Consider the following 13439-nt stretch of genomic DNA (forward strand, 5'->3'; position numbering starts at 1 on the left):
AGCTATTCCTTTTCATCCCTCTATCAATTCCCTAATATTACCATAATTACTTTCTATTGCTGTATAATTAAAATAGGAAAAAATTTGAAGAAAAAGATAGGGGAGAATTATGACACATTCAAATGAGAAAAAAGCGCATGGTCTTAAAGGGATAGGAGAAAAGCTAAACCCAACTATCTATCAAGTGAGATTCATAAAATTGGATGGTCCAATTCAATTTTAGCCGTTCCCTAAATTAAAGGAATTAGGGGACTGGTTGAGTACTTCAACGCAAATATGGTCGTGTCACTCAACTATGTACAAGTACAACAGAGAAGAGTTTGAAAAGAAGTTTTTCGAAATTACCAGCTGATAATGTGGTAATTTCAACTGGTGGTATCGGATTTAACTTCATGTCACCAGGGTGGAGAGATTCTCTCTAGAGTGCTCGAAAAAATTCTTGTATATGTAATATTCTACTGAAATTTTATCCTTTTAATACTCATAGTTTCTTCCAACTGTATCTAAAGTTCGTCACTTACTCACCGCACACTACCCCAACGCACTATTAGTGCTTATTTTGTAGTGTGAAGAAAACACAAAAAAACTCTACACAATTAGTGTAGAGCCTTAATGTTACGCCGTTCGTGATACCGATGGTCGGGGTCGAACCGACACTCCCGAAGGAACACGATTTTGAGTCGTGCGCGTCTGCCAATTCCGCCACATCGGCATAAAAGAAAGGCGGCAACCGGATTTGAACCGGTGGTAAAGGTTTTGCAGACCTCTGCCTTACCACTTGGCTATGCCGCCATATGAAGTTAAAATGGAGCGGAAGACGGGATTCGAACCCGCGACCCCAACCTTGGCAAGGTTGTATTCTACCACTGAACTACTTCCGCAAAAATGGCTGGGCTAGCTGGATTCGAACCAGCGCATGACGGAGTCAAAGTCCGTTGCCTTACCGCTTGGCTATAGCCCACCGAAGTTTTACTTAATTATATGTAAGTATCCATTAATTTATTTGTAATTTTAAAAAATAAAAATGGGGCGACTGATGGGAATTGAACCCACGAATGCCGGAGCCACAATCCGGTGCGTTAACCACTTCGCCACAACCGCCATGTTGTGTTTATATATTTGGCAGGGGCAGTAGGAATTGAACCCACACTGGAGGTTTTGGAGACCTCAGTTCTACCTTTAAACTATGCCCCTATGTAAAATGGTGGAGGGGGGCAGATTCGAACTGCCGAACCCGAAGGAGCGGATTTACAGTCCGCCGCGTTTAGCCACTTCGCTACCCCTCCGAAACTTACATGGTGCCGGCTAGAGGACTTGAACCCCCAACCTACTGATTACAAGTCAGTTGCTCTACCAATTGAGCTAAGCCGGCATATTTTATTAAAATGGTGGCTCGGGACGGAATCGAACCGCCGACACGAGGATTTTCAGTCCTCTGCTCTACCGACTGAGCTACCGAGCCTTATTAAAATGGCGGTCCCGACCGGGGTCGAACCGGCGATCTCCTGCGTGACAGGCAGGCATGTTAACCACTACACCACGGGACCATTTGGTTGCGGGGACAGGATTTGAACCTGCGACCTTCGGGTTATGAGCCCGACGAGCTACCGTACTGCTCCACCCCGCGACAATATTATTCATATGATTTATATGGTGGAGGATGACGGGATCGAACCGCCGACCCCCTGCTTGTAAGGCAGGTGCTCTCCCAGCTGAGCTAATCCTCCAAAAGTGGTGACCCGTACGGGATTCGAACCCGTGTTACCGCCGTGAAAGGGCGGTGTCTTAACCACTTGACCAACGGGCCAAATATTATAAATTCCTTATGGCGGAGAGCAAGGGATTCGAACCCTTGATACGCTTGTGACGTATACACGATTTCCAATCGTGCTCCTTCGGCCAACTCGGACAGCTCTCCAATGGCTCCGCAGGTAGGAATCGAACCTACGACCGATCGGTTAACAGCCGATAGCTCTACCGCTGAGCTACTGCGGAATAATATTGCCTGGCAACGTCCTACTCTCACAGGGACAAGGTCCCAACTACCATCGGCGCTAGAGAGCTTAACTTCCGTGTTCGGTATGGGAACGGGTGTGACCTCTCTGCCATCATTACCAGACATTATTCTTTTGAGACAATCATTATTATAACTTATTCACCCTGAAAGTCAATAAGTTTTTTATATTCTCTCAAAACTAGATAACGTTGCTTCATATTATATGGTTAAGTCCTCGATCTATTAGTATTCGTCAGCTCCACATGTCACCATGCTTCCACCTCGAACCTATCAACCTGATCATCTTTCAGGGATCTTACTAGCTTACGCTATGGGAAATCTCATCTTGAGGGGGGCTTCATGCTTAGATGCTTTCAGCACTTATCCCTTCCGCACATAGCTACCCAGCTATGCCCTTGGCAGAACAACTGGTACACCAGCGGTGCGTCCATCCCGGTCCTCTCGTACTAAGGACAGCTCCTCTCAAATTTCCTGCGCCCACGACGGATAGGGACCGAACTGTCTCACGACGTTCTGAACCCAGCTCGCGTACCGCTTTAATGGGCGAACAGCCCAACCCTTGGGACCGACTACAGCCCCAGGATGCGATGAGCCGACATCGAGGTGCCAAACCTCCCCGTCGATGTGGACTCTTGGGGGAGATAAGCCTGTTATCCCCGGGGTAGCTTTTATCCGTTGAGCGATGGCCCTTCCATGCGGAACCACCGGATCACTAAGCCCGACTTTCGTCCCTGCTCGACTTGTAGGTCTCGCAGTCAAGCTCCCTTATGCCTTTGCACTCTACGAATGATTTCCAACCATTCTGAGGGAACCTTTGGGCGCCTCCGTTACACTTTAGGAGGCGACCGCCCCAGTCAAACTGCCCACCTGACACTGTCTCCCGGGTCGATAAGACCCGTAGGTTAGAATTTCAATACAGTCAGGGCGGTATCCCACCAGCGCCTCCACCGAAGCTAGCGCTCCGGTTTCAATGGCTCCCGCCTATCCTGTACAAACTGTACCAAAATTCAATATCAGGCTACAGTAAAGCTCCACGGGGTCTTTCCGTCCTGTCGCGGGTAACCTGCATCTTCACAGGTACTATAATTTCACCGAGTCTCTGGTTGAGACAGTGCCCAAATCGTTACACCTTTCGTGCGGGTCGGAACTTACCCGACAAGGAATTTCGCTACCTTAGGACCGTTATAGTTACGGCCGCCGTTTACTGGGGCTTCAGTTCAGAGCTTCGCTTACGCTAACCCCTCTCCTTAACCTTCCAGCACCGGGCAGGTGTCAGCCCCTATACTTCGCCTTACGGCTTCGCAGAGACCTGTGTTTTTGCTAAACAGTCGCTTGGGCCTATTCACTGCGGCTTTCCGTTAAGAAAGCACCCCTTCTCCCGAAGTTACGGGGTCATTTTGCCGAGTTCCTTAACCAGAGTTCTCTCGCACACCTTAGGATTCTCTCCTCGCCTACCTGTGTCGGTTTGCGGTACAGGCACCTTTTATCTCGCTAGAAGCTTTTCTTGGCAGCGGGGAATCAAAGACTTCGCTCCATAAGGAGCTTCCCCATCACAGCTCAGCCTTCACGATAAGCGGATTTGCCTACTTATCAGCCTAACTGCTTGGACGTGCACAACCAATCGCACGCTTCTTCTATCCTTCTGCGTCCCTCCATTGCTCAAACGATAAAGAGGTGGTACAGGAATATCAACCTGTTGTCCATCGCCTACGCCTGTCGGCCTCGGCTTAGGTCCTGACTAACCCTGAGCGGACGAGCCTTCCTCAGGAAACCTTAGGCATTCGGTGGACGGGATTCTCACCCGTCTTTCGCTACTCATACCGGCATTCTCACTTCTAAGCGCTCCACCAGTCCTTCCGGTCTGACTTCACTGCACTTAGAACGCTCCCCTACCACTGATACCATTGGTATCAATTCGCAGCTTCGGTGGTGTATTTAGCCCCGGTACATTTTCGGCGCAGAGTCACTCGACTAGTGAGCTATTACGCACTCTTTAAATGGTGGCTGCTTCTGAGCCAACATCCTAGTTGTCTAAGCAACTCCACATCCTTTTCCACTTAATACACACTTTGGGACCTTAGCTGGCGATCTGGGCTGTTTCCCTCTTGACTACGGATCTTATCACTCGCAGTCTGACTCCTAAGGATAAGTCATTGGCATTCGGAGTTTGACTGAATTCGGTAATCCGATGAGGACCCCTAGTTCAATCAGTGCTCTACCTCCAAGACTCTTACACTTAAGGCTAGCCCTAAAGCTATTTCGGGGAGAACCAGCTATCTCCAGGTTCGATTGGAATTTCTCCGCTACCCACACCTCATCCCCGCACTTTTCAACGTGCGTGGGTTCGGGCCTCCATTCAGTGTTACCTGAACTTCACCCTGGACATGGGTAGATCACCTGGTTTCGGGTCTACGACCACGTACTAAACGCCCTATTCAGACTCGCTTTCGCTGCGGCTCCGTCTCTTCAACTTAACCTCGCACGGGATCGTAACTCGCCGGTTCATTCTACAAAAGGCACGCCATCACCCATTAACGGGCTCTGACTATTTGTAGGCACACGGTTTCAGGATCTCTTTCACTCCCCTTCCGGGGTGCTTTTCACCTTTCCCTCACGGTACTGGTTCACTATCGATCACTAGGGAGTATTTAGCCTTGGGAGATGGTCCTCCCAGATTCCGACGGAATTTCACGTGTTCCGCCGTACTCAGGATACATTCAAGAGAGAACGAAGTTTCGACTACGGGGTTATTACCCTCTGTGACGGACCTTTCCAGGTCGCTTCGTCTACCTCGTTCCTTTGTAACTCCGTATAGAATGTCCTACAACCCCAAGAGGCAAGCCTCTTGGTTTGGGCTAGATTCCGTTTCGCTCGCCGCTACTCAGGAAATCGCATTTGCTTTCTCTTCCTCCAGGTACTTAGATGTTTCAGTTCCCTGGGTCTGTCTTCCATACCCTATGTATTCAGGTAAGGATACCATACCATTACGTATAGTGGGTTTCCCCATTCGGAAATCTTCGGATCAAAGCTTACTTACAGCTCCCCGAAGCATATCGGCGTTAGTCCCGTCCTTCATCGACTCCTAGTGTCAAGGCATCCACCGTGCGCCCTTTCTAACTTAACCAAACTAAAATTAAAAAAATATGAGCTACACTGTTATCTAGTTTTCAAAGAACATACATTTAAACTTGAGAGATAGTTCTCTCAAAACTGAACGAAACAAAACAAGTCAACGTTTATTGATGAACTGCGTTCATCAATTCTCCATAGAAAGGAGGTGATCCAGCCGCACCTTCCGATACGGCTACCTTGTTACGACTTCACCCCAATCATCTGTCCCACCTTAGGCGGCTGGCTCCATAAAGGTTACCCCACCGACTTCGGGTGTTACAAACTCTCGTGGTGTGACGGGCGGTGTGTACAAGGCCCGGGAACGTATTCACCGCGGCATGCTGATCCGCGATTACTAGCGATTCCAGCTTCATGTAGGCGAGTTGCAGCCTACAATCCGAACTGAGAACGGTTTTATGAGATTAGCTCCACCTCGCGGTCTTGCAGCTCTTTGTACCGTCCATTGTAGCACGTGTGTAGCCCAGGTCATAAGGGGCATGATGATTTGACGTCATCCCCACCTTCCTCCGGTTTGTCACCGGCAGTCACCTTAGAGTGCCCAACTTAATGATGGCAACTAAGATCAAGGGTTGCGCTCGTTGCGGGACTTAACCCAACATCTCACGACACGAGCTGACGACAACCATGCACCACCTGTCACTCTGCTCCCGAAGGAGAAGCTCTATCTCTAGAGTTTTCAGAGGATGTCAAGACCTGGTAAGGTTCTTCGCGTTGCTTCGAATTAAACCACATGCTCCACCGCTTGTGCGGGCCCCCGTCAATTCCTTTGAGTTTCAGCCTTGCGGCCGTACTCCCCAGGCGGAGTGCTTAATGCGTTAACTTCAGCACTAAAGGGCGGAAACCCTCTAACACTTAGCACTCATCGTTTACGGCGTGGACTACCAGGGTATCTAATCCTGTTTGCTCCCCACGCTTTCGCGCCTCAGTGTCAGTTACAGACCAGAAAGTCGCCTTCGCCACTGGTGTTCCTCCATATCTCTACGCATTTCACCGCTACACATGGAATTCCACTTTCCTCTTCTGCACTCAAGTCTCCCAGTTTCCAATGACCCTCCACGGTTGAGCCGTGGGCTTTCACATCAGACTTAAGAAACCACCTGCGCGCGCTTTACGCCCAATAATTCCGGATAACGCTTGCCACCTACGTATTACCGCGGCTGCTGGCACGTAGTTAGCCGTGGCTTTCTGGTTAGGTACCGTCAAGGTGCCAGCTTATTCAACTAGCACTTGTTCTTCCCTAACAACAGAGTTTTACGACCCGAAAGCCTTCATCACTCACGCGGCGTTGCTCCGTCAGACTTTCGTCCATTGCGGAAGATTCCCTACTGCTGCCTCCCGTAGGAGTCTGGGCCGTGTCTCAGTCCCAGTGTGGCCGATCACCCTCTCAGGTCGGCTACGCATCGTCGCCTTGGTGAGCCGTTACCTCACCAACTAGCTAATGCGACGCGGGTCCATCCATAAATGACAGCCGAAGCCGCCTTTCAATTTCGAACTATGCAGTTCAAAATATTATCCGGTATTAGCCCCGGTTTCCCGGAGTTATCCCAGTCTTATGGGTAGGTTACCCACGTGTTACTCACCCGTCCGCCGCTAACTTCATAAGAGCAAGCTCTTAATCCATTCGCTCGACTTGCATGTATTAGGCACGCCGCCAGCGTTCATCCTGAGCCAGGATCAAACTCTCCAATAAAGTTAGTTTGTCTAGCATCTAAAAATAAAAATTGACGTTCACGTTGTTTGTTTCGTTCAGTTTTCAAAGAACTACTTCGCCGCTCAATTGCGACTTTCTTATGTTAACATCTTCGTATTCCGATGTCAACTAAGTTTTTCAAGTTTCTTTTTTTGTCGTTCACTGCGTTTCCGCATCAGCGACGTTTATTAATATATCATGCAGTATATGTAGGGTCAATACTTTTTATAAAAAAATTTCACATCCCGTTAAATGTTAAAAAACTCGTTTCAAAAATCATTATAGCCTCCCTTCATTCTTCATCATACTCCACATTTCATATCTTATCGCTTTATCACGTTTCTGAACGAGTGAAAATTCTAAATTTTATGTTATATTATTATTATAGGAGCGTGGTGAGAATGAGCATTAAATATTCGAACAAAATCAATAAAATTCGGACCTTCGCATTAAGTTTAGTATTTATCGGCCTCTTCATTGCATACTTAGGAGTCTTTTTCCGTGACAACATTATTATTATGACAACATTTATGATGGTTGGCTTTTTAGCTGTTATCGCTAGTACTGTCGTTTATTTTTGGATTGGTATGTTATCTACTAAGACTGTACAAATTATTTGTCCAAGCTGCGATAAGCCAACAAAAATGCTTGGTCGTGTCGACGCATGCATGCATTGCAACCAACCTTTAACACTGGATCCGAGTTTAGAAGGAAAAGAATTTAATGAGAAATACAATAAAAAAAGCTATAAAGGATAACACGTACTTTCACTTTAGTATTTTTTCATCCCTATATAATAAAGAAAGAGGGTGACTTAATCGTCACCCTCTTTCTTTATTATATATTACGCCTTATGACACTCTGGACAAACGCCATAAATTTCTAAGCGATGACTATTAATAATGAATCCTGTCGTTTTCGCAGCTTCCTCTTCAAGCTGTTCCAAACCTCCATAAGGAAAATCAACAATCTTACCACATTTTTCGCAAATCACATGATAATGTTGACTTGTAACATAATCAAATCTACTTGAAGCGTCCCCATAAGTTAATTCCTTTACAAGTCCAACTTCTTTAAACACACGTAAGTTATTATAGACAGTTGCAACACTCATATTTGGAAACTTACCTTCTAATGCTTTATAAATGTCATCCGCTGTTGGGTGCGTCATAGATTCCACAAGGTACTCTAAAATAGCATGACGCTGTGGAGTAATGCGTACACCCGTATTTTTCAGCATTTCTAGCGCTTCTTTTAATTCTTCTTTGACCACCGTCATGCACCCCGATTCTATACGGATTATTATTTTATAATTCTTATAAAGAGTGTACTCCTTTTCTTATAAATCGTCAATATTTCTACTATAAGTATGTGGTTTATTTTTGTATATAGCCTTATTCTTATGTAACTTCCCGTATTTCCTATACATTCACATAGAAAAAAGTGCGACATAATCGCACTTGGAATACTATCATCTGAGGAGGTATGCCCTACACTTTCACTTTATGTATCGCAAGAAAATATGTATAGACGCATGCCTTACATATGTATTTTTTTCCACATTAATATAGATTTATTTTATATAAGAAAGAACGTCCTCAATATGTCCTTTCACTTTCACTTTACGCCATTCTTTTACAAGTTCACCATCTTTATTGATAAGGAATGTAGAACGCTCGATTCCCATGTACTCTTTTCCAAAGTTCTTTTTCAACTTCCAAACATCGTACAATTCTGCTACTTTATGATCTTCATCTACTAAAAGTACAAATGGAAGCTCATGCTTCTCGATGAATTTCATATGTCTGTTCACCGAATCAGGACTTACGCCAAGGATGACCGTGTCCTTCTCTTGGAATAATCCATATGCATCACGAAAATCACATGCTTCGGTTGTACACCCTGGAGTCATATCTTTCGGGTAAAAATATAAAACTACATTTTTACCTCGGAAGTCAGCTAAGCGAATTTGTTCTCCGGTACTTCCCTCTAATGTGAATTCCGGTGCTATTTCTCCTACTGTGATCATTGTTATCACTCCTTTTCTTTTCTATTACTATAACAAATGCTACCTTATTTTTCATTGTCCATTACAGTCCTTACCACAAAAGCAAACGGTAATGTATATCCAATTAATGCTTCTCCAATTGCAATCCATCTTCCGATTCCAATCGGAGCTATATCACCATATCCAACGGACAATAAAGTAACCGCGCTAAAATATAAACATATTTCAACGAGTTGAAAGGAATGAGCACTTAGCCTATCCCCATCTTCTTTTAAAACCGCAAAACCCATTTCCTCTAGCACAACATAACTTAATCCAAACGCAATCAGTACCGTTGTATAAATTAAAAACAACGTAGCTAAATTGTACAGCGAAAAGAAACGATTGGAATTTGAATATGAACTCCATAATAATTGGACACTTCTCAAAATAGCGATTGCCGCAATTAATAGAATAAATCCCCATAACATGTCCTCCACCTCATTTTATATGTATGAGGACTATAGCGGATTTATCCCTTAGAAACGAACAAGCTTCTATAATTAATTTCCCGCACCACGATATCGTTTAACCCCTTGATTCCAGAGGGTAATTGCAATAGTAAAACAGATAACACCAACAATTGGTGTTGCGAAAGCATAGCTATTCCACTCTGTTTTTCTTAAAAAGTATGCTGCTGGATATACCCCAACAAATGCAAACGGTAAAACAAATGTTAAAACAAAGCGAATAACACGGTTATAAATATCAACAGGGTAGCGTCCATAATTCCCTATGTTATACATAAGCGGCATAATGGAACTTTTCGCATCCGACCAAAAGCCAAGACTTGCAAGCGTAACAAATATCCCGCCGTACACAAGTGCTCCTCCCCCTGCCATAAGTAGGAATAAGAAGAAATCATACCAGTAAAAAGATAGTTGCAGCTCCATTGCTGCATAACCCATCACAATAATCCCCGTAATAGCTCCAATTAAAGATTCAAGTTCCATTCTTTCTAATATAATTTGAAATAAACTATGAATCGGTCTCGTTAATATACGGTCCATTTCTCCTTTAATAATGTAACGATCATTAAAGTCCCATATATTAAAGAAAGCTGAAAAAATGGCAAACGGTACTAAAAAGAACCCATAGATAAAGATTACTTCTTCTCGGCTCCACCCTTTTAGTACTTGAGTATGCCCAAACACAACGAGAATGAAGATTAAATTAACAGCTTGTAGTGATAAATCTGAAAGTAATCCGACGATAAAATCGCCACGATACTCCAATTTTGTTTTTATATATTGACTTGCATATTGCAAAAACAATTTTATATATATCATCTCATCATCCCCCTTGTACAATTAGACGTTTTCTCGCCGTTTTCCACATGAGTACAATTGGAATAATAAGTATAATTGCCCACATCACTTGAAATAATAAAGCTTCATATAACTTACTTCCTTGTATACCTTCAGAGAAAATCATACTCGGAATATAACTAATTGCTTGAAACGGTAAAAACATCATTGTTTTTTGGGCCCATAACGGATAAAAACTAATCGGTAATAATAAACCAGAAAATAAATCAATCACGACACGTTTCGCATACATAATTCCACTATTATTAAATAAGAAGAATGTAAGCATCCCTGTCATTAAATTTATTTGTGTATTAATGATAAAACTAAATATTAAAGATAAGAAGAAATATAACCATGTTTGAAAATTCGTTGTAATTTGTAATGAAAATAATAACGTAACAATAACCATACCTGGAATTGAAAAGAAAGCAAAACGAAATATCCCTTCTCCAAGACCTTGCATAACTTTCATACCTAAATAGTTATACGGACGAATTAGCTCTACCGCCACACGTCCTTCCTGAATTTCCATCGCAATTTCTCTATCTATATTATTAAAATAAAAAGCACGTGCCATCCATGCGATCGCAATATAAGTAGTCATTTGTGAAATAGATAAACCTTCAATGTTCTCTTTCCCGCTATAAATCGCTTGCCACAAAAAATAATACGCACCGATATTAATCGTATAAATTAAAATCCCGCTGTAATAATTTGTACGATAGGCAAGCATCATTAAAAAGCGAATCCGAATCATTTCAATATACTTACCCATGCATAATACCTTCTTCATAAATGTTACGAATAATTTCCTCTGTAGACACTTCGTTAATTTTTAAATCTTTAATTTGAAAAGCTTGTACCACTTTAGAAATCAGCATAGAAATGATAACTTCTTCATTCGGTATTTTTGCAACCCACGCATTTTCCTCTTTTGCTTTTGACCAAACGACATGACTATCAGGCATAACCATTGATAACGCCTGGTATGAAACCGGAGCAACAAACTGAAAATGTATTTCCTTCTCCGCTCCCCACTGCGTGCGAAGGTTACCTAAAGATCCATCATACATAATGCTTCCTTCATCAAGCATAATAACGCGCTCACATAAAGCTTCAATATCAGTAATATCATGTGTTGTTAACAAAATTGTTGTTTTATAACGTTCATTCATCTCTTTTAAGAATTCTCGTATTTTCAATTTCACAAGAACATCTAGTCCAATTGTTGGCTCATCTAAAAATAATAACGGCGGATTATGAATTAACGCCGCTGCTAATTCACAACGCATTCTTTGACCAAGAGATAATTTCCGTACCGGTTTATCTAACAAAGGACCAATATCTAACGTTTCAATAACATGTTCCATATGTTCCTTATACTGAGCATCCGATACACCGTACACTTTCTTCAATAAACGAAATGATTCTTGTACAGCGATATCCCACCAAAGCTGAGAACGCTGACCAAACACAACACCGATTGTTCTTACAAATTCTTCTCTCTGTTTGTGTGGGTTCATTCCGTTCACTGTAATTTGCCCTGATGTCGGAGTCAAAATCCCCGTCAGCATTTTAATTGTCGTTGATTTACCAGCACCATTTTCACCAATATAACCAACCATTTCACCTTGCTTTACAGTAAAAGAAACATCATTTACTGCTGGTACTATTTTATAATTACGATTTAATAAATCGCGAAATGCACCCTTTAAGCCCGGACGACTTGAATAAGCTGTAAACTCTTTACGTAACCCTTGTACCTCAATTACCGATTTCATAATCGGACCCCCTTCCTAAATGTCACAACGAATAGTTTACCCAACTGCTCCTTCTATCACAAACAATACGTCTTTTCAAAAAACATGTTAGAATAATACATAGATTTTTGTAAGGAGATGAATTGTAGTGAATTTCACAAAATCAGAAGCGTTACATAAAGAAGCTTTAGAACATATCGTTGGTGGTGTTAATAGTCCTTCCCGTTCTTTTAAAGCAGTTGGAGGCGGTTCTCCTGTTGCAATGGAACGCGGAAAAGGTGCTTATTTCTGGGATGTAGATGGAAATAAATATATCGACTATTTAGCAGCGTATGGCCCTATTATTACTGGACATGCTCACCCACACGTAACAGAAGCAATTAAAACAGCGGCTGAAAACGGCGTACTATACGGTACTCCAACAGCACTAGAAGTAAAATTCGCAAAAATGTTAAAAGAAGCAATGCCCGCTTTAGATAAAGTTCGCTTCGTGAACTCTGGTACAGAATCCGTTATGACAACCATTCGTGTTGCTCGTGCTTACACTGGCCGCACAAAAATTATGAAATTCGCTGGTTGTTACCACGGTCATTCCGATTTAGTACTTGTAGCAGCTGGCTCTGGTCCTTCTACTCTTGGAATTCCTGATTCAGCTGGTGTGCCACAAAGTATCGCTCAAGAAGTTATTACTGTTCCATTTAATAATGTAGAAACTTTAAAAGAAGCGTTAGATAAATGGGGACACGAAGTAGCAGCTATCCTTGTAGAGCCAATCGTTGGAAACTTCGGTATTGTTGAGCCAAAACCTGGCTTCCTTGAAAAAGTTAATGAACTCGTTCACGAAGCTGGTGCACTAGTAATTTATGATGAAGTTATTACTGCTTTCCGCTTTATGTATGGCGGCGCTCAAGACTTACTTGGCGTAACCCCAGATTTAACAGCACTTGGTAAAGTTATCGGCGGTGGACTTCCAATTGGTGCTTACGGTGGTAAGAAAGAAATTATGGAACAAGTTGCACCGCTCGGCCCTGCATACCAAGCTGGTACAATGGCTGGGAACCCTGCTTCTATGGCATCAGGGATTGCCTGTCTAGAAGTACTTCAACAAGAAGGCGTATACGAGAAATTAGATGCACTTGGCGCAATGCTTGAAAAAGGAATTTTAGATCAAGCTACAAAACATAACATCGATATTACAGTAAACCGTCTAAAGGGTGCATTAACTGTATACTTCACGACAAATACAATTGAAGATTACGATGCAGCCAAAAATACAGATGGTGAAATGTTCGGTAGATTCTTCAAGCTGATGCTTCAAGAAGGTATTAATTTAGCACCTTCTAAATATGAAGCATGGTTCTTAACGACAGAACATACAAAAGAAGATATTGAATATACAATTGAAGCTGTTGGCAGAGCATTTTCTACCCTAACGAACAATAAATAATCTCTTCATTACAAAAGGAAAAAAGAAAGCCCATCT

The 13439-nt window shown here is 42.9% G+C and carries 8 protein-coding genes, 15 tRNA genes, 3 rRNA genes and 1 pseudogene; 3 read left to right on the forward strand and 24 right to left on the reverse strand.

Going from position 1 to position 13439, the window contains the following annotated elements; genetic code table 11:
- The first annotated feature begins 109 nt into the window (after nucleotides 1-109).
- Nucleotides 110-422: pseudogene (locus I6L50_RS02075) on the forward strand (DUF3884 family protein).
- Nucleotides 423-630: 208 nt separating this feature from the next.
- Here I6L50_RS02075 and I6L50_RS02080 read toward each other — a convergent pair.
- The 18 genes from I6L50_RS02080 to I6L50_RS02165 form a co-directional block, all read right to left on the reverse strand.
- A tRNA-Leu gene (locus tag I6L50_RS02080) sits at nucleotides 631-712 on the reverse strand.
- Between the two features lie 9 nt (nucleotides 713-721).
- Nucleotides 722-792 (reverse strand) — tRNA-Cys (locus tag I6L50_RS02085).
- Nucleotides 793-806: 14 nt separating this feature from the next.
- Nucleotides 807-881, reverse strand: a tRNA-Gly gene (locus I6L50_RS02090).
- Between the two features lie 5 nt (nucleotides 882-886).
- Nucleotides 887-961, reverse strand: a tRNA-Gln gene (locus I6L50_RS02095).
- A gap of 64 nt (nucleotides 962-1025) precedes the next feature.
- Nucleotides 1026-1101, reverse strand: a tRNA-His gene (locus I6L50_RS02100).
- Between the two features lie 19 nt (nucleotides 1102-1120).
- A tRNA-Trp gene (locus tag I6L50_RS02105) sits at nucleotides 1121-1194 on the reverse strand.
- 8 nt (nucleotides 1195-1202) lie between these two features.
- Nucleotides 1203-1286, reverse strand: a tRNA-Tyr gene (locus I6L50_RS02110).
- A 10-nt stretch (nucleotides 1287-1296) separates the two neighbouring features.
- Nucleotides 1297-1372 (reverse strand) — tRNA-Thr (locus tag I6L50_RS02115).
- A 14-nt stretch (nucleotides 1373-1386) separates the two neighbouring features.
- Nucleotides 1387-1462: transfer RNA gene (locus tag I6L50_RS02120), tRNA-Phe, on the reverse strand.
- A 9-nt stretch (nucleotides 1463-1471) separates the two neighbouring features.
- Nucleotides 1472-1547 (reverse strand) — tRNA-Asp (locus I6L50_RS02125).
- A gap of 3 nt (nucleotides 1548-1550) precedes the next feature.
- A tRNA-Met gene (locus I6L50_RS02130) sits at nucleotides 1551-1627 on the reverse strand.
- Nucleotides 1628-1651: 24 nt separating this feature from the next.
- Nucleotides 1652-1727 (reverse strand) — tRNA-Val (locus tag I6L50_RS02135).
- Nucleotides 1728-1732: 5 nt separating this feature from the next.
- Nucleotides 1733-1807 (reverse strand) — tRNA-Glu (locus I6L50_RS02140).
- 19 nt (nucleotides 1808-1826) lie between these two features.
- Nucleotides 1827-1918 (reverse strand) — tRNA-Ser (locus tag I6L50_RS02145).
- Between the two features lie 2 nt (nucleotides 1919-1920).
- Nucleotides 1921-1995: transfer RNA gene (locus I6L50_RS02150), tRNA-Asn, on the reverse strand.
- Nucleotides 1996-2003: 8 nt separating this feature from the next.
- Nucleotides 2004-2119: ribosomal RNA gene (rrf, locus tag I6L50_RS02155) — 5S ribosomal RNA — on the reverse strand.
- A gap of 100 nt (nucleotides 2120-2219) precedes the next feature.
- Nucleotides 2220-5141: ribosomal RNA gene (locus tag I6L50_RS02160) — 23S ribosomal RNA — on the reverse strand.
- A gap of 146 nt (nucleotides 5142-5287) precedes the next feature.
- A 16S ribosomal RNA gene (locus tag I6L50_RS02165) occupies nucleotides 5288-6839 on the reverse strand.
- Together the 16S, 23S and 5S rRNA genes with 15 tRNA genes alongside form the textbook arrangement of a ribosomal RNA operon.
- A gap of 401 nt (nucleotides 6840-7240) precedes the next feature.
- On the opposite strand from I6L50_RS02165, the gene I6L50_RS02170 reads away from it, so the two are divergent.
- Complete coding sequence (locus tag I6L50_RS02170; RefSeq protein ID WP_002063699.1) at nucleotides 7241-7597, forward strand: YgzB family protein; 357 nt, start codon at nucleotides 7241-7243, stop codon at nucleotides 7595-7597.
- An 86-nt stretch (nucleotides 7598-7683) separates the two neighbouring features.
- Here the strand turns inward: I6L50_RS02170 and perR are convergent, their stop codons facing one another.
- The 6 genes from perR to I6L50_RS02200 form a co-directional block, all read right to left on the reverse strand.
- Nucleotides 7684-8112 (reverse strand): peroxide-responsive transcriptional repressor PerR, encoded by a 429-nt coding sequence (gene perR, locus I6L50_RS02175; RefSeq protein ID WP_165762387.1) that lies wholly within the window; start codon nucleotides 8110-8112, stop codon nucleotides 7684-7686.
- A gap of 300 nt (nucleotides 8113-8412) precedes the next feature.
- The gene (bcp, locus tag I6L50_RS02180; RefSeq protein ID WP_002010353.1) at nucleotides 8413-8868 is read right to left on the reverse strand and encodes a thioredoxin-dependent thiol peroxidase; all 456 of its coding nucleotides are present in this window, start codon (nucleotides 8866-8868) and stop codon (nucleotides 8413-8415) included.
- A 44-nt stretch (nucleotides 8869-8912) separates the two neighbouring features.
- A complete protein-coding gene (locus I6L50_RS02185; protein WP_002091112.1) occupies nucleotides 8913-9317 on the reverse strand; it encodes a potassium channel family protein in 405 nt (134 codons plus the stop codon).
- A 72-nt stretch (nucleotides 9318-9389) separates the two neighbouring features.
- Nucleotides 9390-10175 (reverse strand): ABC transporter permease, encoded by a 786-nt coding sequence (locus tag I6L50_RS02190; protein WP_113937948.1) that lies wholly within the window; start codon nucleotides 10173-10175, stop codon nucleotides 9390-9392.
- Between the two features lie 4 nt (nucleotides 10176-10179).
- Nucleotides 10180-10971 (reverse strand): ABC transporter permease, encoded by a 792-nt coding sequence (locus I6L50_RS02195; RefSeq protein ID WP_113937949.1) that lies wholly within the window; start codon nucleotides 10969-10971, stop codon nucleotides 10180-10182.
- A complete protein-coding gene (locus I6L50_RS02200) occupies nucleotides 10964-11977 on the reverse strand; it encodes an ABC transporter ATP-binding protein (protein ID WP_113937950.1) in 1014 nt (337 codons plus the stop codon). Before I6L50_RS02200 ends, I6L50_RS02195 begins: the two co-directional genes overlap by 8 nt.
- 127 nt (nucleotides 11978-12104) lie before the next feature.
- Here I6L50_RS02200 and hemL point away from each other — a divergent pair, with 127 nt between their 5' ends.
- Complete coding sequence (gene hemL / locus I6L50_RS02205; protein WP_219300316.1) at nucleotides 12105-13403, forward strand: glutamate-1-semialdehyde-2,1-aminomutase; 1299 nt, start codon at nucleotides 12105-12107, stop codon at nucleotides 13401-13403.
- Nucleotides 13404-13439: the final 36 nt, after the last annotated feature.

Origin of the sequence: Bacillus sp. FDAARGOS_1420, from assembly GCF_019344915.1 — a bacterium.
Lineage (GTDB): Bacteria > Bacillota > Bacilli > Bacillales > Bacillaceae_G > Bacillus_A > Bacillus_A mycoides.

What these genes read in the sequence shown, in the direction of transcription:
- I6L50_RS02185 (WP_002091112.1), bottom strand. Translation starts at nt 9,317, where the DNA reads ATGTTATGGGGATTTATTCTATTAATTGCGGCAATCGCTATTTTGAGA.
- I6L50_RS02200 (WP_113937950.1), bottom strand. Translation starts at nt 11,977, where the DNA reads ATGAAATCGGTAATTGAGGTACAAGGGTTACGTAAAGAGTTTACAGCT.
- bcp (WP_002010353.1), bottom strand. Translation starts at nt 8,868, where the DNA reads ATGATCACAGTAGGAGAAATAGCACCGGAATTCACATTAGAGGGAAGT.
- I6L50_RS02170 (WP_002063699.1), top strand. Translation starts at nt 7,241, where the DNA reads ATGAGCATTAAATATTCGAACAAAATCAATAAAATTCGGACCTTCGCA.
- I6L50_RS02190 (WP_113937948.1), bottom strand. Translation starts at nt 10,175, where the DNA reads ATGATATATATAAAATTGTTTTTGCAATATGCAAGTCAATATATAAAA.
- I6L50_RS02195 (WP_113937949.1), bottom strand. Translation starts at nt 10,971, where the DNA reads ATGGGTAAGTATATTGAAATGATTCGGATTCGCTTTTTAATGATGCTT.